This is a genomic window from Variovorax flavidus, from assembly GCF_030317145.1.
GTDB classification, from domain to species: Bacteria; Pseudomonadota; Gammaproteobacteria; order Burkholderiales; family Burkholderiaceae_C; genus Variovorax; species Variovorax flavidus.
The window spans coordinates 38536-59191 of sequence record NZ_JASZYE010000002.1 but is presented as its reverse complement, the minus strand read 5'-3'; the positions used below and the strand labels follow the sequence as shown (position 1 = coordinate 59191).

Sequence of the window (20656 nt, the reverse complement as noted above, 5' to 3'; positions counted from 1 at the left end):
CCGATGAGCCGTCGCCCCGGCCTGCTTCCCGATGGGTTGCGTTGGGCTTGGGCTTGGATGGCGGCGCTGTTGCTCGCGACCGGCTGCGCGACCCTGCCGGACGAATTCGAACGCACGCCGTCCACGGCGATCGCCGCCTCGGCCGACACGGCGCTGGGCCGCATCGCCAGGGCCTCCCAGCCCGACCCCGACCTGAGCGGCTTCCGCCTCATGCCCGGCGGCGACTTCGCGCTCAACACCCGTCTCGAACTCGCGCGCCGCGCCGAACGCACGCTCGACGTGCAGTACTACCAGATCGAGAACGACGAGACCGGCCGCTACTTCCTGCGCACGCTGCGCGACGCGGCGCAGCGCGGCGTGCGCGTGCGGCTGCTGATGGACGACCTCTACACCTCGGGCGAGGATGAGCTGCTGCTCGGGCTCGCGGCCACGCCCAACGTCGAGCTCCGGCTGTTCAATCCGTTCCCCGCCGGGCGCGACAGCATGCTCCAGCGCTTTTCCGCGTCGCTCTTCGACTTCGACCGCGTCAACCGCCGCATGCACAACAAGCTCTTCATCGCAGACGGCGCGATGGCGGTGGCGGGCGGGCGCAACATCGGCAACGAGTACTTCACGCAGATGGCGGGCGAGAACTTCCTCGACATCGACACCTTCGTCTCCGGCGCCCTGGTTGCACGGCTGGAAAGCCTGTTCGACCTCTACTGGAACAGCGCCTACGTGCGGCCCATCGGGACCGTCGTGAAGACCAGCCTTTCGGGCGAAGAGCTGATGCGCCGCTTCGACGAGGCGACCGGCCCGGCCACCACGCCAGCGCCGCGCCCGCCCGCGCCGAACGACGTGCTCGGCTACGGCCCGATCGCGGAGGACATCAAGGCCGGCCAGCTCGGCCTGATCTGGACCCGCGCCGAGGCCTATGCCGACTCGCCCGATCGCGTCATCGGCAAGACCGCGTCCTACGGCGGCGTGCCGCTGCTCGACGTCGACAGCGTGCGCTACAACGTCATCGAGCAGATGCGCCGCGCGCGCTCCGAAGTCACGCTCGTCTCGCCCTACCTGATCCCCGGCAAGGCCGGCCTGGAAGTGATGCGCGAGGTCCGCGCGCGCAATGTCAGGATCAGCGTCGTCACGAACTCGCTGGCGGCCACGGACGAGCCCGTGGTCCACACCGGTTACCGCCGCTACCGGCCCGACATGCTGCGCCTCGACGTCGAGCTCTACGAGCTGAGTTCGGTACGCACGCGACGCAGCGTGCGGCTCGGCCTCTTCGGCTCGCAGGTCGGCCGCCTGCATGCGAAATCGGCCATCTTCGACCGGCGCACGCTCTTCCTGGGATCGATGAACTTCGACCCGCGCTCCGACACGCACAACACCGAGATCGGACTCATCATCTTCAGCCCCGAGATGGCGCAGCAGGTGCTGAAGCTGCTCGACGTGCTGAAGCAGCAGGGCGCCTACCGCGTGCGCTTCGCGAAGGGCAGCGAGAAGCTCGAATGGGTGAGTACGGAGGATGGCATCGAGACGGTGCTCACCGTGGAGCCGGACTCGGACCTGGGGGACCGGTTGATGCTGGAGCTGTTGGCGCCGCTGGCGCCGGAGAGTCTTTTGTAGGCTATCTGATGTTCACGGCTTCAACCTGCACCAGCAGCCGCACCTTGTCCTCGAATCCGAACGGAATCCCCCAGGTGATGCCCCAGTTGCTTCGCTCCACCGTCGTCTCGAAGTCGCCGCCGCAGATCTGGCGATTGATGAGCGGGCTGGTGTAGCAGTTGAAGCGGTTCGCCTTCAGGGTCACCGGCTTGGACTGGCCCATCAAGGTGAGGGTGCCCGCGACCTCGGTGACCTTGTCGCCGTTGAAGGCGATCTTGTCGGCCACAAAGCGGCCCGTCGGAAACTCGGCGGCGTTGAAGAAGTCCTTGCTCTGCAGATGCCGGTTGAGCAGGTCGACGCCGGTGTTGATGGAGCTGATGTCCATCGTGATGTCGACCTTGCCGCCGGCGCCTTCCGGGTCGATCTTGACGCTGCCGTCCTTGGTGCTGAAGCGGCCCCGGTTGGTGGTGGTGCCGTAGTGGCCCATCTCGTACATCACGAAGGTGTGCGTCGGATCGATCACGTAAGTGGCGCCCTTGACGGGACCTCCGGCCGGCTTGGCCGCAGCTTCCGGCGCCTGCTGCGCGGCGGTCAGGGTGGTTGCCACGGTCAGCACGACCACGGGGATGAGCTTCTTCATGGCGGGCTTTCGGATTGCGTTTGAAACGGCGGCCATGCCCGAAGCATATGCCTGCGCTCAGCCCTGCGCCCGCAGCAGGAGCGCGCGCAGGGCCGCGGGCTGCACGGGCTTGCGCAGCGCCTGCCAGCCGCGCTCTCGCGCGAGCTGCTGCATCGTGTCGTCGATGTCGGCGGACACCAGCGCGATGGCCAGGTCCGGCCGGAGCCGCTGCAACTCCTTCGCGAGCGCGATGCCGTCCATCTCGCCCGGCAGGCGGATGTCGCACAGCGCGACGTCGATGGTCGACAGATTGGCCAGTGCCAGCGTCTCCGCCGCGCTGGCGTACACACGCGGACTGGCGCCCCAGAGCCGCAGCAGCGCGGCGATGCTGTCGGCGACCACGGCGTTGTCCTCCACCACCAGCACGGCGAGGCCGGGGCGCAGCATCGTGGTGCCCTGCGTTGCCTTGGCGCTTTCGGTCGCCGAGACGAGCGCGGGCGCCAACGGAGCGCCGTGCGGCGCGGCCGGCAGCACGAAGCCGAAGACCGACCCTCGCCCCGGCGCCGACCGCAGCGTGACAAGCACGCCCAGGCGTTCCGCCAGACGCCGCACGATGGCCAGCCCCAGGCCGTGCCCGCGCTGCAGGTTGCGCTCGATATTGCCCACCTGCTCGAAGTCGCCGAACACGCGTTCCTGCGCCTCCGGTGCGATGCCGACGCCAGCGTCGCGCACCTCGATGCGCCAGCCCTCGTCGCGCCGCCGGCACGCCAGCAGCACGCGCCCGTGCGGGGTGAACTTGAGCGCGTTGTCCACCAGGTTGCCGAGGATGCGCCGCAGCGCGACCGGGTCCGTCCACGCCGCCGCATCGGCCGGGCAACGCACCCGCACCCGGCCGCTGCCGGCCTGGCGCGCGAACTCGTGCAGGAGGGGCGCGAGCGCGACCGCGGAGGGCGTGATCGGATCGGCCGCGGCCTCGATGCGCCCGATCTCCAGCAACTGGTTGGTGAGCGCCTCGAGCGCCTGCTGCGCCCGCGACAGCGCGGCGACGGTGTTCTGCACCGTGATCCGGTCTTCCCCGGCATCGAGCTGGTGGCGCAGCACTTCGGCCTGCAGGCCCATGGCCATCACCGGCTGGCGCAGGTCGTGGTTGGCGGCCGAGAAGAAGCGCAGCCGCTCGGCCTGGGCCTGCTGCGATTCGCGCAGGCCGGCCAGCGCCTGCTCGCGCAAGGTGCTTTCGTTGTGGCGCAGGCCGATGTTTTCCTCGAGCTGGCGCGAGCGCTCGGCCACCAGCTTCCAGACCATGGCGAGCAGGCCGATGCCGAGCACCGACAGCACCATCATGGCGGGCGATCCGGTCGTGAGCCCCATCACGATGACCGGCGCCAGCAGCAGCGTGATGGCGAGCTGCATCGCGGGCGTGTAGTACGAAACGGAAAAGACGGAGGACAGCGTCATCGCCATGATGACCAGCCCGAGCATCAGTTGCGCCGTGCTGTCGGCCCTGTTGAAGAGCAGGATGCCCGCCGCGCCGTGCGCGCCTTCGTGCACCGCGATGCGCATTGTGTGCAGGCGCAGCGCCGGCGGCAGGTTCTCGGGCGTCAGCGTCTCGGGCAGATGTTGCGGAAAGAAGCCCCGGTAGGCCGTGGTGACCGCGATCAGCGCGATCCAGATGCCGGCATGCAGCACCGAGTACTGCCAAGCGAACAGGGCGGCCACGCCGCAGTCGAGCAGGAACTGCACCAGCAGCACGGGCCCGCTGGGCTGGGCGCTGAGGCGAAGCACCTCGCAATGGATCGCGAACCGATCGGCCGGCGAAGCCTCGGGGTGTGCGGGGGAGGCGGGCGCGGAGCTCATCGGCGAACGCACTATAGAGCAGCACCAAGGCAAGGCACATGGAAAAGACGGTCCCGGCGACAATCGGGCGGTGAACGACCTCTCTCTTTTTCTCCCTTGCGCCGCCGGCGTCGAGGAATTCCTGGCGCAGGAAGTGCATGCGCTGACCGGGCGCGTGGGGCAGGACCTGCTCACCCTGCGCGGCGGCGTCCGCGTGCGGGCCGACTGGCGCGACGCGCTCAAGCTCAACCTCCACAGCCGGCTCGCGCAGCGCGTGCTGATCGAACTGGCCCACGCGCCCTACCGCAGCGAGAACGATCTCTACGCCATCGCCAGCGGCGTGGCCTGGGAGATCTGGTTCACGCCGAAGCAGACTTTCAAGATCGAGACCACCGCGCAGCACAGCCCGCTGCAGAGCCTCAACTTCGCGACCCTGCGCATCAAGGACGCCATCGCCGACCGCTTCCGCGCCAAGGCGGGCGGCGTGCGGCCCAGCATCGAGACCCAATGGCCAGACACCCGCGTGTTCGCCCATCTGACGACCGATCTCTGCACGCTCTACATCGACACCTCCGGCGAACCGCTCTTCAAGCGCGGCTGGCGCCAGGACAAGGGCGATGCCCCGCTGAAGGAAACGCTCGCCGCCGCCATGCTGGCCGCGAGCGGCTGGTGGAACCCGGAAACCGGCGAAGTCTCGGACCAGCCGCTGTACGACCCCTGCTGCGGCAGCGGCACCATCGCCATCGAAGCCGCACAGATCGCTGGCGGCATCGCGGCCGGCTCGCTGCGGCGCTTCGGCTTCGAGAAGCTGCTGCCTTTCCAGCCGCACGTCTGGGCGGCGCTGAAGGCCGAAGCCGCGCCGGCACCTGACGCCGCCGTGAAAGAGCCCGTGATCTTCGGCTCGGACGTGTCGCACCGCATGGTCGATTTCGCCGAGCGGAATGCCGAGCGTGCTGGGGTCGCGCAAGCGGTGCAGTTCCGCGGCGGCGATGCATTGCAGCGCATGCCGCCGGCCGAGTCCGGCGTGATCGTGCTGAACCCACCGTATGGCGAGCGCATCGAGGTCGGCGGCGTCGCACGCGGCCGGCGCAACGGCGGCAATGACGAAGCCCCCGTTGCCGCACGCGGACGCGAGGAAGCGCAGACCGAGGACGGCGGCGAGTTCTTCGTGCAGCTCGCCAGCCACTGGAAGAAGAGCTACTCCGGCTGGAGCGCCTGGGTGCTCACGCCGGACCTGCAACTGCCCAAGCGCATGCGCCTGAAGGAATCGCGCCGCGTGCCGATGTGGAACGGGCCGATCGAGTGCCGGCTGTTCCGCTTCGACCTCAAGTCCGGCTCGTTCCGCTGATGCCCGGCGCGGTGTGTTCCTAGAACATGCCGTTGTCGTTGGCAGCCTTTTCCGGAACCGGCTGCGCCACGTCCCAGTGCTCGACGATCTTGCCGTTCTCGAGCTTGAAGATGTCGATGATCGCGGTGCCGCGCGTGCCCGGCTCGCGCACCGCGTGCACATGCAGGATCACGTAGTCGCCATCCACGAAGGAGCGCTGGATGGTGCTGTGCGACTTCGGAAACTTGTCCTGCAGGAACGCAATGAACTTGCGAAAGCCTTCGGGCCCGTCCGCCGCATTGGGGTTGTGCTGCACGTAGCGGTTGCCGACATACTTCAAGGCCGCTTCGGCATCCTTCTGGTTCAGCCCCTTCTCATAGAAAGCCAGCACCGCCTGGCGATTGGCTTCCTGCTGGGTCGTTGGGGTCGCCTGCGCAAGGCTTTGCAGAGGCGTAAGGAAAAAGGCTGCTGAAACGGCAAAGGCTGCCAATGATGAACGTCGCATCAGATCTCCCAAGTGAAATGAATCGAGCTTGTTGGAGTCACCGGGGTCACGAGGTTCCCCGGCTGGCAAAGACGCGCCGCGACCTTCAACCGTAGCGCTTGCGCGCCAGCGCGGCGCCCTCGGCCAGTGCTTGCAGCTTCTTCAGCGCAACCTCCCGGTCCATGGGCGCCAGGCCGCAGTTGGTGCACGGCAGGAGCTTTCCCTTCGGCACGTACTGCAGTGCGTCCCCGATGGTGTCGGCAATCTGCTCGGGCGTCTCGATGGTGTCGCTTGCCACGTCGATCACGCCCACCATCACGTCCTTGCCTTCGAGCAGGCGCATCAGGTTCGGTGGCACGTGCGAGTGGAAGCACTCCAGGCTCACCTGGTCGATGCTGCTCTTCGCCAGCGCCGGGAACACCGTTTCGTACTGGCGCCATTCCTCGCCGAGCGAAGCCTTCCAGTCGACGTTGGCCTTGATGCCGTAGCCGTAGCAGATGTGGACGGCCGTGGTGCAGGTGAGTCCCCGCGCGGCGCGCTCCAGCGCCTGCACGCCCCAGTCGGCGGCGTCCTTCATGTAGACATTGAAGGCGGGCTCGTCGAACTGGATGATGTCCACGCCGTCGGCCTGTAGCGCCAGTGCCTCCTGGTTCAGCAGGTCGGCGAAGGCCATCGCCATCTTCACGCGGTCGCCGTAGAACTGGTCGGCCACGGTGTCGACGATGGTCATCGGGCCGGGCAGCGTGAACTTGATCTTGCGCGTGGTGTGGGCGCGCAACAGCCGGGCTTCCGTCGCGTGCACGCGGCCCTTGAGCCGCAGCTCCGACACCACCTGCGGCACCATCGCGTCGTAGCGGTTGTTGCGGATGCCCATCTTGACCTTGTGCTCGAAGTCGATGCCTGCGACCTGTTCGAGAAAGCCGTGAACGAAATGCTGGCGCGACTGCTCGCCGTCGCCGATCACGTCGAGGCCGGCGTCTTCCTGCGCCTTGATCCACAGCAGCGTGGCGTCGGCCTTGGCCTGCGCGAGGTCGGTGCCTTCCGATTTCCATTGAGGCCAGAGTTTTTGGGTTTCGGCCAGCCACGCGGGCTTGGGCAGGCTGCCTGCGATGGTCGAGCTGAAGAGGGGGCGGGTCATGGTGATGTCTCCGAATGATCAGGGCGAGAGCGTAGCGAACAAGCAGCCGGCGCGCACCTGGGACAGAATGCACGCCCATCCCGAACCGAACACGCATCACTCCATGACCGACCTGTCCGCTTTCCCCATCACGAAAAAATGGCCCGCCGTGCACCCGGACCGGCTCCAGCTCTATTCGCTGCCCACGCCCAATGGTGTCAAGGTGTCGATCATGCTGGAGGAGACGGGCCTGCCCTACGAGCCGCATCTGGTGAGCTTCGAGACGCACGACCAGACGTCGCCGGCGTTTCTCTCGCTCAATCCCAACAACAAGATCCCGGCCATCCTCGACCCCCACGGGCCGGGCGGCAAGCCGCTGGCGCTGTTCGAATCGGGCGCCATCCTGATCTACCTGGCCGACAAGACCGGTAAGCTCATTCCCCAGGATGCCGCAGGCCGCTACGAGACCATCCAGTGGCTGATGTTCCAGATGGGCGGCATCGGGCCGATGTTCGGCCAGCTGGGTTTCTTCAACAAGTTCGCCGGCAAGGACTACGAGGACAAGCGCCCGCGCGACCGCTACGTCGCCGAATCGAAGCGCCTGCTCAACGTGCTGGAGCAACGCCTGAAGGGCCGCGCCTGGATCATGGGCGATGACTTCACCATCGCCGACATCGCGACCTTCCCGTGGGTCCGCAACCTGGTCGGCTTCTATGAAGCGGGCGATCTGGTGGGCATCCAGGATTTTCCGAACGTGAATCGCGTGCTCGCCGCCTTCGTGGCCCGGCCTGCGGTGGTCGCGGGCCTGGGCATTCCGCGCCGCGGCTGATCACGCGCGTCCGGCATGACCGTTGTCCTCGACACCAACATCGTCCTGGATCTGCTGGTGTTCGACGACCCCGAGCGCGCGCCGCTGGCCGCGGCGCTCGCTGCCGGCGAGCTGAGCTGGCTCGCCACCCGGGCGATGCGCGACGAACTCGCGCGCGTGCTGGACTACCCCCTGATCGTCGGGCGCCTCGCCGCCAAGGGGCGGGGCGCCGACGAGGTGCTTGCGGCTTTCGACGCCCAGGCCAAGGTGGTCGACGGCGTGCCCGTCCGCGCGTCCTGCATCTGCCGCGACCCCGATGACCAGATATTCATCGACCTCGCGGTTGCGCACCGCGCCCGGCTGCTGAGCAAGGACCGGGCGGTGCTGTCGTTGCGAAAGCGGCTGGCGGCGCTGGGTGTCGTGGTGTCGCGCGACTAGCCCGCGGCCTGGCGCGGCTCGCTGCCGTACCAGCGCGCCAGCAGGCTCGCCACGGCACGCACGCGCTGCGTGTCGCGTCCCCAGCGCCGGCCTGACGGCAGGTGCCGCAGCCAGCGCATGCGCCGCGCCGCCACGGCGAGGCGCTGGCGCACCTCGTCGCTGGCATCGGCCAGCACGCCATGCCAGTGCGCGGCGGCGGCGTGCGGCGATGCGGCATCGACCAGCATCGCGGTCGAGTGCAGGTAGCTGAGCCAGTCGCGCGCCTGGCATTCGGCCAGCGGCAATGTCTCGCCCGGGTCGTCCTCGAAGTCGATGTAGCCGATGGTGCCGTCGGGGCACTGGACCATGTTGCGGTCGAAGGCCTGGCTCAGGTAGGCGTCGCGCGCGTGCACGGTGGCGATGGCATCGAGGCCGTCATGCCACACCGCGAGCAGGGCGGCCGGCCCAGCGGCAGCGGCCTGGTCGAGACGCTCCTGCAGCACCACGGACGGGCGGCCGCTCTCGCCCAGGTCGGAGATCAGCAGGCCGTCCGCCTGCTGCGCCAGCACCGCGGGCACGCGCAGTCCGGCGACGCCGAGCGCCTTGAGCCGGCGCGCCTCGATCTCGATCGCCGCCTCGCCGCCCGGGTTGGGCACCGGCGACAGCACGTCGAGCCGCAAGGTGCCGGCGATCGCCGCGAGCAGGTGGTAGCGCATCTTGCCGTGGCGCGGTCCGGCCTTCTTGAGCCATACGCGCTCGTTGCCGAAGCGGTGGCTCGCGACCAGCTTCGTCTGCTGCGGCAGGGTGGTGCGCAGGAACTCCGCGTAGTCCTCGGGTTGCGGCGGCGGTGCGCCCGGCTCGAGCGGCATGGGTGCCGAGGCCATGCTCTTGCGCATCTGCACGCGGGTGGACGACCCGCCCCGTCTCAGTGGATTCATAGGGACAGGGTCAAGGGCTGAAAATAGTTGCGCAGGATCGCGTGGCGGGCCTGGCGCCGGTCGTGCACGCCGGTGCCGGTGAGCACGGCGAAGACGATGAGGGCGATCCATGCCGTCCACAGGTGCGGCATGACGAGAACTGCGGCGAGGCTGGTGGCAAGGCCGGCCACGCATAGCGCAAACGCGGTGTAACGCGCCGGAAACGGCGGAATCATCAGGGTAGAAATAGAGGGTCTCCGGGAACCTTGCTGCATCATAGAGGGCTGCCTCCGCAATGCCATGACAACCCAAGCCGACACCCCGACCCCCGCCCAGCCCGACAACGCACCGCTCGGCCCCGACGATTTCGATGCCCTCGACCACGCCCTCGACGCCATGCGCGAGCATGACGAGGAGATCCCGCAATGGGAATTCTGCGAGGGCTTCATGGCCGCGCTGGTCTGCTCCCGCAGGCCGATCGAGCCTTCCGAATACTGGCCCGTGCTGCTGGGCGACGGCTTCGTGCCGGCCCGGCACATGGAATTCATCTGGCGCTGGAAGCGGCGCTGGAGCGAGATCGAGACCGGCCTCGACGCCGACGTGCAATCCCTGGACGACGAACGCACCTGGCAACCCGAGGTGCTGGACACGCGCGGCGCGATCGCCGCCCTGCCGGAAGAAGAGCGCGGGGAGATGGATGGCGAAGCCATCCCTTCCTTCGCGCAGGTCTGGGCCCTGGGCTTCATGTTCGCGGTCGAGAACTGGCCCGACGACTGGGCGCCGCCGCGCGACAAGGAAGCCGCGCAGATGCTCGACGAGGCGCTCGACGCGATCGTCACCCTCACCGAGGACGACAAGGGCAAGCCCGTGCTCTCCATGTACGCCGAGGACGGCCCGCCGAGCGTGAGCCAGGAGCGCGTCGACGATTTCGGGGCGGCGATCTGGGCCGTGTACGACCTGCGCCAGCTCTGGCGCAGCATGGGGCCGCGTGTCGAGACGATCCGCAAGGAAGCGACGCCGGGACGCAATGATCCTTGTCCCTGCGGCAGCGGCAAGAAATACAAAAAGTGCCACGGTGCCGGCTGAGGCTTCGCCGAACCGCGCGCCCGCCGCGCTTCCTGCACGCACGGCCTGGACCATGGTGCTGGCGCTGTGCACGGCGTTCGCGCTGAGCCAGGCCTACCGCACGGTGGGCGCCATCATGGCGAGCCAGTTGCAGGCGGAGTTCAAGCTGTCGGCGCAGGCACTCGGTGTGTTCTCGGGCGCCTTTCATTTCGCCTTCGGCGCGATGCAGCTCTTCATGGGCATCGGCATCGATCTGCATGGCGTGCGCCGCACCGTGCTCACGGCCTTTCCGCTCGCCATCGCAGGTGCGGTGGTCTCGGCTCTGTCGACGAACTACCTGGTGCTGGTGGGCGGACAGGTGCTGATCGGTGTCGGCTGCGCGCCGGCCTTCCTGGTCTGCACCGTGTTCATCGCGCGGCACTTCCCGGCGGCACGCTTCGCCTCGGTGTCAGGGCTGGTGCTCGGCATCGGCGGCCTCGGGATGCTGCTGACCGGCACGCCGCTCGCCTGGCTGGTGCAGGAGCGCTCATGGCGGATGGGCTTCGTCGTGCTGGCCGTGGCTTCGGCGCTGGCGTGGCTGTCCATTCTCTGGTGGGTGCGCGAGCCGCTGCCCCAGGGGACGCAGCCGCGCGAGTCGGTGCTCGGGGCGTTGCGGCAGTTCGGCTCGCTCTTCGCCATGCCGCACACGCTCGGCATCATGGTGCTCGGCGCCGTGACCTATGCGGCCTTCATCTCGCTGCGCGGCCTCTGGCTGGGGCCCCTGCTGATCGAACGGCACGGCTATTCGCTGGTGCAGAGCGGCAACGTGGCGCTGATCGTGTCGGTGATCTCGCTCTTCGGGCCGCCGCTCTTCGGCCGCCTGGACAGAGACGGTCCGGTGCGGCGCCGGCGGATCGTGGCCTGCAGCCTGGCGTATGCAGGTCTTTTCCTTGCCATCGCCTTCTTCACCTCGGCGTGGATTGACGTCGGCGGCACCATCCTGATCGGGCTGCTCTCGGGCTTCATCGTCTGGCAGTACGCCGATGTGCGGGTCGCGTACCCCGCGGCCATCACCGGACGTGCAATGGCAGTCTTCACGATGGCGATGTTCCTCGGCGTGGCCCTGATGCAGTGGGTCACGGGCGTGGCCGCTTCGGTCGCCATCGCGCATGGCGTGGAGCCCTACAGCGCTGTGCTGGCGACCATCGCCGTGCTGCTGGTCACCGCAACGATCGCATTCGCCCGGCTACCGGCGCCCGGCGCGTAGCCCTCACCACCAACGGCGGCGGTCGAACTCCAGGTCGTCGCCGACGTTGTAGTGGTCCACCCGCCCCGTCGGATCGACGTAGATGTAGAGAAAGCGCCGGTTGTTGATCTGCAGATACCGCCAGGACCATACGGTGCCGTTGAACGAGGTCACGCGCGTCTGCTGGTACGGCCGGCCGTAGGTGAAGAGAACGTCCTCCACGCGCCATTCACCCGGCTTGATGGTGCTGGCGAACAGACCTTCGTTGAGTTCCTGCCGCACCGAATAGACGCGGCCCGCGGAGTCGAGATCGACGTTACTCACCTCGAATCCAGCCGGCCCGCGCGAGTACTGGAGGCGTTCGCCGGTCGGCGTGCGGTAGATCGCGGTCGGTGCGCCCAATTGCTGCAGGACCTGGTCGCGGCCCGTGCCGGGCTGCACGCGTGATGGGTCGCTCGCGCAGCCCGTCAGCAGCGCGCAAGCCAGCGCGAGGGCGCCTAGCAATTTCATCGGAATGCCGGCTGCATGTTCCATGGTGGCCTCACTGTGCGCGCTCGAGCGGGCGTCGGCTGTCGGACGAGTGGCTCCCCCGGTGTCGGAAGTCGGTAAAGTCGCGAGCTTCCTGCTTTGACGCTCGCTGCAATGCCCTTCCCGATCCGGCGTTTCGCCACCCTTCTCATTCTGATCCTCACGGCGCTGGTCGCCGGCTGCGCGTCGCGCACCGCTCCCCGCGTGACCTGGCTCGGCGACGGCGTGTTCAAGTCGCCCACCGCGCAGGAGGCGGAGGCCTACTGCCGCAATTTCGGCGCGCCGATGCGCTTTCTGGATCCCAAGGGGCCGGGCGTTCCGGCAGGGGAAGTCACCTACCGGTGCGACTGAGCGCCCTGCGCGGTTGCTGACGTTTGGCAACCAACTTCACAGAGGGCATGTCCGCCACACCGATGGTGCGGACGTTGTGTACGGCATAGGGCGGCATTCGCTGCCCCCGGAGTCTCAGTGAATTTCAATTCCTTCCCGAAGTGGGCTGCCGCCACCGCGATTGCGGCGGGTGCGCTTTTCGTCGCCGCGTCGGCAAACGCCGAGGTGAACTGGTCGGTCGGCATCAACGTCCCGGGGGTGGCTGTCGGCGTCGCCGAGCCGGCCCCGATCTACTACGAGCCCGCTCCCGTGTATTCGCGTCCGGCGCCGATCTACTACCAGCCCGCGCCTCCGGTGTACTACCAGCGGCCGCCTCCGCCGGCCTACTACGCGCCCGCACCCGTGTACTACGGCCCGCCAGCGCCGTACTACGACGGACGAGGCGAGCGTTGGCGCCATCGGCACCATCACGGTCGCGACTGGGATGGCCGCGGCGATCGGGACTGAGCGTGTTTCATGACGAACGCGTGAGGGCTTGCGCGTCGGCCTGATCGACGCGGGTGTCCAGCCCGACGCGTTCCCACGCCGCCAGATCCTTCAGGAGCTGCTCGGCATGCACGCGCACCGCGTTCACTGAATCGGCGCCCAGCTGCAGCCGCAGCGGCGTGCTCTCCGAGCGCAAGGCCGCGTCGATGGCGGCGGCGGCCTTGGCGGGGTCGCCCTCCTGCGTCCCGTGCATGCCCTGCGCGAACGTCCGCGTGCCGCCGACCACATCGCGGTAGGCGTCCATCACCGGCATGTGACGGAGCGCGTCGGCGGCGAAGCCGGTGCGGAAGGCGCCGGGCTCGACGATCAGAACCTTGATGCCGAAGGGCGCGACCTCCTGCGCCAGCGCTTCGGACAGGCCTTCGAGCGCGAACTTGGACGCGGAATAGGCGCTGAACCCGCCGAACGACAACTGCCCGCCGAGGCTGGAGATGTTGACGATGGCGCCGGCCTTTTGCGCGCGCAACTGCGGCAGCACTGCCTTCGTGACATCGACGGCGCCGAAGAAGTTCGTCTCCATCTGGGCGCGCAACTCGGCATCCGGTGTTTCCTCCAGCGCACCGACGATTCCGTAGCCCGCGTTGTTGAGCAGCACGTCGATGCGGCCGAAGCGCGCGACGGCGGCGGCAACCGCCTTCGCGGCATCGCCGGCCACCGTGACGTCGAGGGACTGGACCAGCACGCGATCCGGCGCGCTGGCCGCCAGGTCGGCGAGCTTGCCCGGCGTGCGGGCCGTCGCGACGACGTTGTAGCCCTGCGCCAGCGCGTAGCGTGCGAATGCCATGCCGAAGCCGGAAGAAGCGCCGGTGATGAACCAGGTGGGACGGGTGCTGCTCATGGTGTTCTCCTGAAGGATGTGAAAGTAAGTCCAGTGTCTTGAAATGGTCTGGTGAGATAAAGTGGCCGGAATCGCAAGCGTCATGCGATAAGGTGCATGAATGAACCGCGACCTGCTCGCCCATCTGCCTGTTGTCGTCAGCGTGGCCGCTCACCGAGGCTTCGCCTCTGCTGCCGCGGCGTTGAACATGAGTCCGTCCGCCGTGAGCCACGCCGTGCGCGCGGTCGAAGACCGCCTGGGGGAACCGCTGTTCGCACGCACCACGCGAAGCGTGTCGCTGACGGAAGCGGGCGAGCGCTTTATCGCGAGCGTGTCGCCGGCACTCGACGACATCGGCAAGGCGGTCGAAGGGCTGGCCGCGGACAGGGGAGAGGTCACCGGCGTGCTGCGCATCAATGCGCCGAGGGTGGCGGTCAAGATGGCGCTGACGCCGGTGCTCGCCAGGCTCGCGCGAGCCCATCCGCGGCTGATCGTCGAAGTCCACACCAACGACGCCTTCGTCGACATCGTTGCGCAGGGCTTCGACGCCGGCATCCGCCTGGGGGAGGCGGTTCAGCAGGACATGGTCACGGTGCGGCTGACGCCGCCCTTCAAGGCGGTCATGGTCGCCGCACCGGACTACCTCCAGGCCCGCGGCACGCCGCAGTCCATTGCCGACCTCGCTTCGCACAACTGCATCGGGTTCAGGCTGCTGGCCTCGGGCAGCTTCTACGAATGGGATCTGTCGGACGGCGGCAGCCCGGTTTCCTTCCGGACCTCAGGCACGGCGGTCATCACCGACGCCACCTTCGCACGCGACCTGGCGCTCGCTGGCGTGGGCATCGCCTACATCTTCGAGCCGCTGGTGCGTGGCGACATCGGCGAGAAGCGCCTGCAGTGGCTCTTGCCGCAGACCGCGATCGAGGAGCCGGGCCTCTTTCTCTATTTCCCGCAGCGGGCATCTCTGGCGCCGAAACTCCGCGCGTTCATCGACGCAGCGCGTTCGAGCCCCGAACAATAAAAAAAGGGCGACCCGTGGGCCGCCCTTTTCAGCAGAGTCCAAGGTTCCGGTCAGAACGAGAACGAACCCGTCAGCGTGGCCGAGCGGCCCGGTGCAACCGTCGCGTAGTGCGAGGCGTAGGCCTTGTCGAAGTAGTACTTGTCGGTCAGGTTGTTCAGGTTCAGCTGCAGGCTGAAGTTCTTGTTGACCACGTAGCTGACCATCGCGTCGTACTTGATGTACGACGGAATCCACTTCGTGTTGTTGACGTTGCCGTACTGCTTGCCCACGTAGGTCGCGCCGCCGCCGATCGTCAGGCCCGGCATGATCAGGTAGGTGGTCCACAGCGTCGCGCTGTTGCGCGGCGTGTTCGGGAACACATTGCCGTTGAACGGCGAAGGCGCGCCCGACACGAAGCCGTTGTCCTTGAGCGTGGAATCCAGGTACGTGTAGCCGCCGAACACCTGCCATTCGCGGGTGATGGCGCCGGCTGCGCCGAACTCGATGCCCTTCACTTCCTTGCGGCCGACGTTCTGCGTCGAGCCGTCCTGCGCGACGACGCGGGCGTTGTTCATCTTGGTCTGGAAGATGGCCGAGGTCAGCACCAGCTTGCGGTCCAGGACTTCCCACTTGGTCCCGATTTCGCCGCTGCGGCTGTCCTGAGGCTCCAGATTGCGGATGGCGGCGGTAATGCCATCGGCGCCGTCGCCGGCGTCGGTGCCCGGAGGCGTCGACGAGGTGCCGTAGGACACGTAGATGCTGCCATTCGGAGCCGGCTTGTAGACCAGGCCCGCCTGGTAGTTCAGGAAGTTGGACTTGTTGCGCAGCTCGAGCGGCGGCACCAGGCCGCCGACAGGCACGCTGATGGTGGTCGAGCCCGTCGCCGAATTGTTCGGGATGGTGGCGCTCGTCACGATCGGCGCGCGATAGGCCGGCGTCACGGCGGTCGTGGAGTAGTCATCCCAGCGCAGGCCGAGGTTGACGGACCACTTGTCGTTGATCTCCATCGTGTCGAAGGCGTAGACGGACTTCGTGTCGGTCTTCACGTTCGTCATGGCCGGCGATTGCGTGATGACGTAGCTCCATGGGTCGTACGGATTCGGGTTGAGCAGCGTCGTGCAGTTGTAGTTGCTCGCGGCGCCCGCACCGACCGAGCAGTTCGCGCCGGTGATGGTCGAGCGCGGGTACGTTTCATACGGCGCACCGATGCGGCTCTGGAACAGGTAGTTGCTCTTGCTGGTCTTCTCGTTGCCAAATTCCACGCCGCCTGCGTAGCTGTGCTTGAAGCCCGCGGCCTCCAGCTTGCCCGTGAGGCTTGTCTGGTTGACCCATGCATCCGTGTCGGAGATCCGGTTGTTCGGGCGCCGCCAGACGGTGCCGTTCAGCAGGAAGTTGCCGCGGCTGTCGTCCGGCTGCGTCCAGATGTAGTCGTTGCTGGACGTGCTGTAGCGCGTGACGTTGCGCAGCACCATCGAGTTGCCGAAGTCATGGCTGAAATCGATCGTGCCGGAGTCGGCCTGGGTCTTCTGGTAGTCGCGGTCGACGAGGCCGTAGTAGGTGCCCCGGGGCACCGAGACGGGCTGGCCGTCGCCGTTGCGGGCCAGGTTCGGTCCGGTCGTGAAGGGGTTGTTGTACGGAATGCCGGAGTCGGGCAGGTCGTCCGACTGATAGTGGTAGTAGCTCAGCGTGAGCTTGGTCGGCGAATCGAGGCCGAAGGTCACCGAAGGTGCCACGCCCCAACGCTTCTGGTTGACCGGGCCGCGATCGGCGATGTCGGTCTCGAAGCCGACCATGTTCAGCCGGGCCGCAACGCCTTCGGACAGCACGCGGTTCAGGTCGATCGTGCCGCGCTTGTACGAATCGGTGCCCAGGCCGACGGTTCCGCTGAAGAAGTTCTGCGCCTGCGGCGCCTTGGTGATGATGTTCACCGCGCCGCCCGCCGAGCCGCGGCCGCCGAAGGCCGAGCTCGGACCCTTCAGGACTTCCACGGATTCGACGTTGAAGATTTCTCGCGTCTGGGCGGCGGCATCGCGCACGCCGTCCACAAAGATGTCGCTCTGCGAGTCGAACCCGCGGATGAAGGGACGGTCGCCGACGGGGTTGCCGCCTTCGCCGGCGCCGAAGGTGATGCCGGGCGTCGTGCGGAGCGCGTCGACGAGCGTCGTCGCGCCGGTCTGGCGGATGACCTCTTGCGGGATCACCGTGATGGACTTGGGCGTGTCCAGCAGCGGCGCGGTGATCTTGGGCGACGCCGACTGGTCGACCTTGAAGTCCGACGCCGCTTCGACGCGGACTTCGGACAGGGTGGACTGGGCGTGCACCGTCATCGACGCGCCGAGCGCCACGATGGTGGCGGTAGCGCCTGCAGCGGCGCGGCTGGGAAGGTAGCGCGCAGGCGAGTGCTTGCGGCTCTTGATATAGGCCATGAAAACTCCAAAAGGCGAGAACAGAAGAGGCTGGTCTCTCTTGGCTGGTCCTGACGGTTCGGAGTGGCTATGAGACCCAGGGGCGGGCAGGGCCCCAAAGCGCCCAAATGATAATCAGTCTCAACATCATTGCCGCATTTACTTACCAAAAATGCTTAAAGATTCCTTGATTCCGGTGTTGGATGTTGCGTCCAGGCGTCGCCTGGCTCGGATCAGAGGCGCGCTTTCACGCCGGCTTCAACTCAGTCATCGCTACGATGGGACCGGGCGATGCCCAAAACCGGGATGGCGGGCTCCGGCGACAAAGGCCGCAAGACCTGTGACGAAAGGCAAGGCCGCGGCGAGCTTCGGCCGCGATCGAGCATGAACATACCTTCCAGCATCGCCACGTTCTGGGACGCCTTCTGTGCCGAGGCCGGCAAAGACGCCTCCGCCCGGTTCTTCGAGGCCTTCCACTTCGACGACAACGAAGCCGATGCCAACGCACTGGCGGACCTCGTGCTTGCAGGCGTCAAGCGGGCCACGGCCAGCCTGGTCTGGTCCTTCGAGAATCAAGGCCGCTCGCCGCCGCAGCCCGGCGCGCTCAGCGTCGTCACCTACTGGGACGGAAAGCCCGCGTGCGTGATCGAGACCCTGGAAGTCGAGGTCTTGCCGTTCGACCAGGTGAGCGCCGGATTCGCCGCCAGCGAAGGTGAAGGCGACGGAACGCTGGACTACTGGCGCCGTGTTCACTGGGCCTATTTCGGCCGCGAGTGCACGCGCCTGGGCCGGGAACCCAGCCAGGCGATGCCGGTGGCGTGCGAGCGCTTCAGGGTTCTGTACACGGCCACGGGCCTGAAGGTACGGCCGCCACCTCCTGCCCCGGTCGATTGACGCGCCAGGGCGGGTGCGTTACCACTGCGACTTTCGCAACGCCACGAAAGGAGCCGCTCCCATGGCCGCATCGCCGGACGTCAGCCTTCGACCCACCATCGCCCGCATCTGGCGCGGGCGCACCACAGCCGCGAAGGCCGATGCCTACGCCAGCTACCTGTACGACGTCGGCGTGAAGCCGCTCGCCGAGAAGGCGCTCGGCGTGCAGATGTTCCGCGAGGACCGCGAGGGCGAAACGGAGTTCGTGACCATCTCCTATTGGGAGAGCGTCGATGCCATGTCGCGCTTCGCCGGCAAGGACCCGCGCCGCATCCACCACCTGGAGCGGGATGCGGAATTCCTGATCGAGCTGCCCGAGAGCGTGCAGGTGCTGCACATCACGGCAGCATTGGGCAAGCTCGGCGAAGTCGCCTGAGTCCGGCATGCCTTCGAAGCAACGTTTCGAGCAGCACGTCGAGTTCGGCAACGCGGGCGAGGTGGACACCCACGGCACAGGCTGGTTCGTCGGGTTCAGCGATTGGACCCGGGGACCGGCAAGCAGTCTTCGCCATGTCCCGGCCGACGAGATTTCCGCCGGGCTGTGCGTCAAGTGGTTTGCCCACCCTGCAGGGAATCCCGACGGAGAGTCCAAGCCGTTGAGCGACGGCCGCACGATGTCCGTCCTGGTGAGCCCGGCCAGCGAGTTCCGGATCGAGTTCTCGTTCGATGCGGACTTTGCGCCGGAAGCGACCCTGGTCCACACCCTGCGCCGTCATGGCGACTTCGTCATCTGGGGCCCGGGCCTGTTCCATCGTGCATTCGGTGTGCAGCCGGCGTCCATCCTGACGGTGCGCTGGACCTAGCCAGCGCCCGATCGCTCAGTTCCGGGACAGGACGTACTCCCGACCGTCCCGGAAATTCCCCTTCATGGTCTTGTCGTCCACCTTGCGGACTCTCAGCGTGTAGTCCGATCCGCATCCGGCCATGGCCTTCGAAGGCGACATCGCGAATGCGTAGACCTCTTCGGTCTTGGAGATGGTGAACGGGACGGCCAGGGCCGGGCACGGATCCTCGCGATTGGTCCTGGCCGTGGCCATCTTCCACGTGCCCTCCTCCCCCTTGATGGAAACACGGGCCTCGCGCTGCACGCCCGTTGGCGTGGCGTACGTGGCCGTCCAGTTTCCTTCCAGGTCGGACTGTGCGAGACATGGGCCGGCGACCAGACCGGCGACAACGACTGCAGCGATGCGGAGCATGCGACACCTCCTTCGTGTGTTCGACCGGTTGCGAATGCTTGCAACCGAACGACACCATCGCGCCACGCCGTGGCGTTGTCGTCATCAATACTGATATTGATCCCGGGCGGGAAAGCCGCCTCAGATCTTGAAAGCCCTCTGCACGTCCGCCCGAACCAGGTCGGCGTAGTCGCGGTGCTTGCGGATCCAGCCCGCGATGAACTGGCAGACGGGGATCACGTGCTTGCCCTGTGCACGCGCCTCGTCGAGCACGTGCCGCGCGATGGCCGATCCGACGCCCTTGCCCTCGTGCGCAGGCAGCACTTCGGTGTGCGTGAACATGATCGCTTCGCTCAGCAGGTTGTATTCGCAGTAGCCCGCGAGTTCGCCGCCGATGGAGGCCTCGTAGCGGTGCAGGTCGGGCTTGTTGGTGATCGTGATGTCGGTCATGCGGTAGTCGTGTGTCGTGTGGTTGGATCAGGATGTGCGTGCGAGAAAGGTCGCGAGATTCGCCGCTGCGGTGGCGCGCACCTTTTTCTTCAGCATGGGCGACCAGCCCAGCAGCAGGCCGGGCGCGCCCAGCGCCTGCCGCGACCAGCGCCAGAAATCGAAGCGGTCGCGCTGCGTGGCGATGAGCCCCTCGGGCGTGAAGGTGAAGCGCGAGTCGATCGAGTTGTCGACGATGCGCCCGGTCGCGCTGAACAGGTAGTGCGCGTCCCAGTGCGCCTGGCCGGTGCGGGTGTCGGCCTGCACGTCGCGGTAGCTCAGCTTCCAGACCGCGGCGCCCTTGGCCTGGGTGCCGGTGCAAAGCATCTTCCACATGCCGCCGATCTCGCGCGCGCCGCGCAGCGAGAAGGCCTCGTCGTCGAAGATCGCGTCGGGGGCATAGCAAGCTGCCATGGTGTCGGCGTCGAGCTTCGCGAAGGCGTCGTAGAAGCGGCGGATGGTCTGTTCGTTGCTCATGGATTCCTTCGTGCCGCTGCGGCAGGTGCGGCCATCGTAGCCGAGCATTCGTCGGCTCAAGCCTTCATGAGGTCGACCAGCGTTTGCAGCGCGTGCCGGACCGTGGCCGCGCGCACAGCCGCACGGTCGCCGTCGAAGCGGCGGCGCTCCGTGCGGACATTCCCGGCCACCGACCAGCCGAACCACACCGTGCCGACGGGCTTCTCGGGCGAGCCGCCGGTCGGTCCGGCGACGCCGGTGACGGCGACCGCGACCTGCGCCCTGGAGCGCGCCACGGCGCCCTCCGCCATGGCCCGCGCCACCTCCTCGCTGACCGCACCGTGGTCGGCGATCAGCGCGGCATCGACACCGAGCAGCTCCGTCTTGGCTTCGTTCGAGTAGGTGACGAAGCCGCGCTCGAACCAGTTGCTGGAGCCGGAGAGATCGGTGCACGCGCCGGCAATCAGCCCACCGGTGCAGCTCTCGGCGGTGGCCATCATTCGTCCTTGCTGCTGCAGCAAGTCGGCGAGCAGGTGCACCAACTCGGGGGTGTCGTGTCCGGAAACCGATTCGTTCATCGT

Annotated in this window: 25 protein-coding genes; 12 read left to right on the top strand and 13 right to left on the bottom strand. The window is 67.4% G+C overall.

Translation table 11 applies throughout. The features are described 5' to 3' along the window. Positions 1 to 3 precede the first annotated feature (3 nt). Positions 4 to 1608, top strand: a complete 1605-nt coding sequence (locus tag QTH90_RS10965) for a phospholipase D family protein (protein ID WP_286664584.1) — start codon at positions 4 to 6, stop codon at positions 1606 to 1608. Position 1609: 1 nt separating this feature from the next. Here the strand turns inward: QTH90_RS10965 and QTH90_RS10960 are convergent, their stop codons facing one another. Continuing rightward, entirely contained in the window at positions 1610 to 2227 is a 618-nt protein-coding gene (locus QTH90_RS10960) for a YceI family protein (RefSeq protein ID WP_286664583.1), read from the bottom strand. A gap of 57 nt (positions 2228 to 2284) precedes the next feature. Next, positions 2285 to 4060 (bottom strand): hybrid sensor histidine kinase/response regulator, encoded by a 1776-nt coding sequence (locus tag QTH90_RS10955; protein ID WP_286664582.1) that lies wholly within the window; start codon positions 4058 to 4060, stop codon positions 2285 to 2287. Between the two features lie 70 nt (positions 4061 to 4130). Between QTH90_RS10955 and QTH90_RS10950 the strand changes: the two genes are divergently transcribed. Then, positions 4131 to 5387 carry a THUMP domain-containing class I SAM-dependent RNA methyltransferase gene (locus QTH90_RS10950; protein WP_286664581.1) on the top strand — a complete coding sequence of 419 codons (1257 nt, stop codon included), beginning with the start codon at positions 4131 to 4133 and terminating at the stop codon, positions 5385 to 5387. A 19-nt stretch (positions 5388 to 5406) separates the two neighbouring features. Here QTH90_RS10950 and QTH90_RS10945 read toward each other — a convergent pair whose 3' ends face one another. Together QTH90_RS10945 and QTH90_RS10940 are read right to left on the bottom strand one after the other, a co-directional pair. Further along, on the bottom strand, positions 5407 to 5871 hold the full coding sequence (locus tag QTH90_RS10945; RefSeq protein WP_286664580.1) for a nuclear transport factor 2 family protein: 465 nt from the start codon (positions 5869 to 5871) through the stop codon (positions 5407 to 5409). Between the two features lie 85 nt (positions 5872 to 5956). After that, positions 5957 to 6988, bottom strand: a complete 1032-nt coding sequence (locus tag QTH90_RS10940; RefSeq protein WP_286664579.1) for a methionine synthase — start codon at positions 6986 to 6988, stop codon at positions 5957 to 5959. Between the two features lie 103 nt (positions 6989 to 7091). Here QTH90_RS10940 and QTH90_RS10935 point away from each other — a divergent pair, with 103 nt between their 5' ends. Next, a complete protein-coding gene (locus QTH90_RS10935) occupies positions 7092 to 7796 on the top strand; it encodes a glutathione S-transferase C-terminal domain-containing protein (RefSeq protein ID WP_286664578.1) in 705 nt (234 codons plus the stop codon). Positions 7797 to 7811: 15 nt separating this feature from the next. Then, a complete protein-coding gene (locus QTH90_RS10930; RefSeq protein ID WP_286664577.1) occupies positions 7812 to 8213 on the top strand; it encodes a putative toxin-antitoxin system toxin component, PIN family in 402 nt (133 codons plus the stop codon). On the opposite strand, the gene QTH90_RS10925 is transcribed toward QTH90_RS10930, so the two are convergent. Both QTH90_RS10925 and QTH90_RS10920 read right to left on the bottom strand, forming a co-directional pair. Further along, positions 8210 to 9130, bottom strand: a complete 921-nt coding sequence (locus QTH90_RS10925; protein WP_286664576.1) for a BUD32 family EKC/KEOPS complex subunit — start codon at positions 9128 to 9130, stop codon at positions 8210 to 8212. The genes QTH90_RS10930 and QTH90_RS10925 overlap by 4 nt on opposite strands. Further along, positions 9127 to 9387 (bottom strand): hypothetical protein, encoded by a 261-nt coding sequence (locus QTH90_RS10920; protein WP_286664575.1) that lies wholly within the window; start codon positions 9385 to 9387, stop codon positions 9127 to 9129. Before QTH90_RS10920 ends, QTH90_RS10925 begins: the two co-directional genes overlap by 4 nt. 22 nt (positions 9388 to 9409) lie before the next feature. Between QTH90_RS10920 and QTH90_RS10915 the strand changes: the two genes are divergently transcribed. Further along, on the top strand, positions 9410 to 10195 hold the full coding sequence (locus tag QTH90_RS10915; RefSeq protein WP_286664574.1) for a UPF0149 family protein: 786 nt from the start codon (positions 9410 to 9412) through the stop codon (positions 10193 to 10195). Positions 10196 to 10247: 52 nt separating this feature from the next. Further along, on the top strand, positions 10248 to 11420 hold the full coding sequence (locus tag QTH90_RS10910) for an MFS transporter (RefSeq protein ID WP_286665400.1): 1173 nt from the start codon (positions 10248 to 10250) through the stop codon (positions 11418 to 11420). A gap of 3 nt (positions 11421 to 11423) precedes the next feature. Here QTH90_RS10910 and QTH90_RS10905 read toward each other — a convergent pair whose 3' ends face one another. Continuing rightward, entirely contained in the window at positions 11424 to 11933 is a 510-nt protein-coding gene (locus tag QTH90_RS10905) for a hypothetical protein (protein ID WP_286664573.1), read from the bottom strand. A 108-nt stretch (positions 11934 to 12041) separates the two neighbouring features. Here QTH90_RS10905 and QTH90_RS10900 point away from each other — a divergent pair, with 108 nt between their 5' ends. Then, a complete protein-coding gene (locus QTH90_RS10900; protein WP_286664572.1) occupies positions 12042 to 12278 on the top strand; it encodes a hypothetical protein in 237 nt (78 codons plus the stop codon). A gap of 117 nt (positions 12279 to 12395) precedes the next feature. Next, complete coding sequence (locus tag QTH90_RS10895; protein ID WP_286664571.1) at positions 12396 to 12764, top strand: hypothetical protein; 369 nt, start codon at positions 12396 to 12398, stop codon at positions 12762 to 12764. A gap of 7 nt (positions 12765 to 12771) precedes the next feature. Here QTH90_RS10895 and QTH90_RS10890 read toward each other — a convergent pair whose 3' ends face one another. Beyond that, complete coding sequence (locus tag QTH90_RS10890) at positions 12772 to 13641, bottom strand: oxidoreductase (protein ID WP_286664570.1); 870 nt, start codon at positions 13639 to 13641, stop codon at positions 12772 to 12774. A gap of 100 nt (positions 13642 to 13741) precedes the next feature. On the opposite strand from QTH90_RS10890, the gene QTH90_RS10885 reads away from it, so the two are divergent. After that, the gene (locus tag QTH90_RS10885) at positions 13742 to 14641 is read left to right on the top strand and encodes a LysR family transcriptional regulator (RefSeq protein ID WP_286664569.1); all 900 of its coding nucleotides are present in this window, start codon (positions 13742 to 13744) and stop codon (positions 14639 to 14641) included. 50 nt (positions 14642 to 14691) lie between these two features. On the opposite strand, the gene QTH90_RS10880 is transcribed toward QTH90_RS10885, so the two are convergent. Beyond that, a complete protein-coding gene (locus QTH90_RS10880; protein ID WP_286664568.1) occupies positions 14692 to 17046 on the bottom strand; it encodes a TonB-dependent receptor in 2355 nt (784 codons plus the stop codon). A gap of 363 nt (positions 17047 to 17409) precedes the next feature. Here QTH90_RS10880 and QTH90_RS10875 point away from each other — a divergent pair, with 363 nt between their 5' ends. The 3 genes from QTH90_RS10875 to QTH90_RS10865 all read left to right on the top strand — a co-directional run bounded on the left by QTH90_RS10875 (position 17410) and on the right by QTH90_RS10865 (position 18761). Further along, a complete protein-coding gene (locus QTH90_RS10875) occupies positions 17410 to 17919 on the top strand; it encodes an ASCH domain-containing protein (protein WP_286664567.1) in 510 nt (169 codons plus the stop codon). A 61-nt stretch (positions 17920 to 17980) separates the two neighbouring features. Next, positions 17981 to 18334 carry an antibiotic biosynthesis monooxygenase family protein gene (locus tag QTH90_RS10870; RefSeq protein ID WP_286664566.1) on the top strand — a complete coding sequence of 118 codons (354 nt, stop codon included), beginning with the start codon at positions 17981 to 17983 and terminating at the stop codon, positions 18332 to 18334. A 7-nt stretch (positions 18335 to 18341) separates the two neighbouring features. Beyond that, complete coding sequence (locus tag QTH90_RS10865) at positions 18342 to 18761, top strand: hypothetical protein (protein WP_286664565.1); 420 nt, start codon at positions 18342 to 18344, stop codon at positions 18759 to 18761. Positions 18762 to 18776: 15 nt separating this feature from the next. Here the strand turns inward: QTH90_RS10865 and QTH90_RS10860 are convergent, their stop codons facing one another. From QTH90_RS10860 to QTH90_RS10845, 4 genes are all read right to left on the bottom strand, one after another. Next, positions 18777 to 19154: a hypothetical protein gene (locus QTH90_RS10860; protein WP_286664564.1), complete on the bottom strand. Its 378-nt coding sequence runs from the start codon at positions 19152 to 19154 to the stop codon at positions 18777 to 18779. A 120-nt stretch (positions 19155 to 19274) separates the two neighbouring features. Continuing rightward, positions 19275 to 19583: a GNAT family N-acetyltransferase gene (locus QTH90_RS10855; protein WP_286664563.1), complete on the bottom strand. Its 309-nt coding sequence runs from the start codon at positions 19581 to 19583 to the stop codon at positions 19275 to 19277. Positions 19584 to 19610: 27 nt separating this feature from the next. Continuing rightward, on the bottom strand, positions 19611 to 20144 hold the full coding sequence (locus tag QTH90_RS10850) for a nuclear transport factor 2 family protein (RefSeq protein ID WP_286664562.1): 534 nt from the start codon (positions 20142 to 20144) through the stop codon (positions 19611 to 19613). A gap of 8 nt (positions 20145 to 20152) precedes the next feature. Continuing rightward, the gene (locus QTH90_RS10845; protein ID WP_286664561.1) at positions 20153 to 20653 is read right to left on the bottom strand and encodes a CinA family protein; all 501 of its coding nucleotides are present in this window, start codon (positions 20651 to 20653) and stop codon (positions 20153 to 20155) included. Positions 20654 to 20656 lie beyond the last annotated feature (3 nt).

Coding starts and splice junctions, on each gene's coding strand:
- QTH90_RS10965 (WP_286664584.1), top strand. CDS start 4: ATGAGCCGTCGCCCCGGCCTGCTTCCCGATGGGTTGCGTTGGGCTTGG.
- QTH90_RS10960 (WP_286664583.1), bottom strand. CDS start 2,227: ATGAAGAAGCTCATCCCCGTGGTCGTGCTGACCGTGGCAACCACCCTG.
- QTH90_RS10955 (WP_286664582.1), bottom strand. CDS start 4,060: ATGAGCTCCGCGCCCGCCTCCCCCGCACACCCCGAGGCTTCGCCGGCC.
- QTH90_RS10945 (WP_286664580.1), bottom strand. CDS start 5,871: ATGCGACGTTCATCATTGGCAGCCTTTGCCGTTTCAGCAGCCTTTTTC.
- QTH90_RS10940 (WP_286664579.1), bottom strand. CDS start 6,988: ATGACCCGCCCCCTCTTCAGCTCGACCATCGCAGGCAGCCTGCCCAAG.
- QTH90_RS10935 (WP_286664578.1), top strand. CDS start 7,092: ATGACCGACCTGTCCGCTTTCCCCATCACGAAAAAATGGCCCGCCGTG.
- QTH90_RS10930 (WP_286664577.1), top strand. CDS start 7,812: ATGACCGTTGTCCTCGACACCAACATCGTCCTGGATCTGCTGGTGTTC.
- QTH90_RS10925 (WP_286664576.1), bottom strand. CDS start 9,130: ATGAATCCACTGAGACGGGGCGGGTCGTCCACCCGCGTGCAGATGCGC.
- QTH90_RS10920 (WP_286664575.1), bottom strand. CDS start 9,387: ATGATGCAGCAAGGTTCCCGGAGACCCTCTATTTCTACCCTGATGATT.
- QTH90_RS10915 (WP_286664574.1), top strand. CDS start 9,410: ATGACAACCCAAGCCGACACCCCGACCCCCGCCCAGCCCGACAACGCA.
- QTH90_RS10910 (WP_286665400.1), top strand. CDS start 10,248: ATGGTGCTGGCGCTGTGCACGGCGTTCGCGCTGAGCCAGGCCTACCGC.
- QTH90_RS10905 (WP_286664573.1), bottom strand. CDS start 11,933: ATGGAACATGCAGCCGGCATTCCGATGAAATTGCTAGGCGCCCTCGCG.
- QTH90_RS10900 (WP_286664572.1), top strand. CDS start 12,042: ATGCCCTTCCCGATCCGGCGTTTCGCCACCCTTCTCATTCTGATCCTC.
- QTH90_RS10890 (WP_286664570.1), bottom strand. CDS start 13,641: ATGAGCAGCACCCGTCCCACCTGGTTCATCACCGGCGCTTCTTCCGGC.
- QTH90_RS10885 (WP_286664569.1), top strand. CDS start 13,742: ATGAACCGCGACCTGCTCGCCCATCTGCCTGTTGTCGTCAGCGTGGCC.
- QTH90_RS10880 (WP_286664568.1), bottom strand. CDS start 17,046: ATGGCCTATATCAAGAGCCGCAAGCACTCGCCTGCGCGCTACCTTCCC.
- QTH90_RS10875 (WP_286664567.1), top strand. CDS start 17,410: ATGAACATACCTTCCAGCATCGCCACGTTCTGGGACGCCTTCTGTGCC.
- QTH90_RS10870 (WP_286664566.1), top strand. CDS start 17,981: ATGGCCGCATCGCCGGACGTCAGCCTTCGACCCACCATCGCCCGCATC.
- QTH90_RS10865 (WP_286664565.1), top strand. CDS start 18,342: ATGCCTTCGAAGCAACGTTTCGAGCAGCACGTCGAGTTCGGCAACGCG.
- QTH90_RS10860 (WP_286664564.1), bottom strand. CDS start 19,154: ATGCTCCGCATCGCTGCAGTCGTTGTCGCCGGTCTGGTCGCCGGCCCA.
- QTH90_RS10855 (WP_286664563.1), bottom strand. CDS start 19,583: ATGACCGACATCACGATCACCAACAAGCCCGACCTGCACCGCTACGAG.
- QTH90_RS10850 (WP_286664562.1), bottom strand. CDS start 20,144: ATGCTCGGCTACGATGGCCGCACCTGCCGCAGCGGCACGAAGGAATCC.
- QTH90_RS10845 (WP_286664561.1), bottom strand. CDS start 20,653: ATGAACGAATCGGTTTCCGGACACGACACCCCCGAGTTGGTGCACCTG.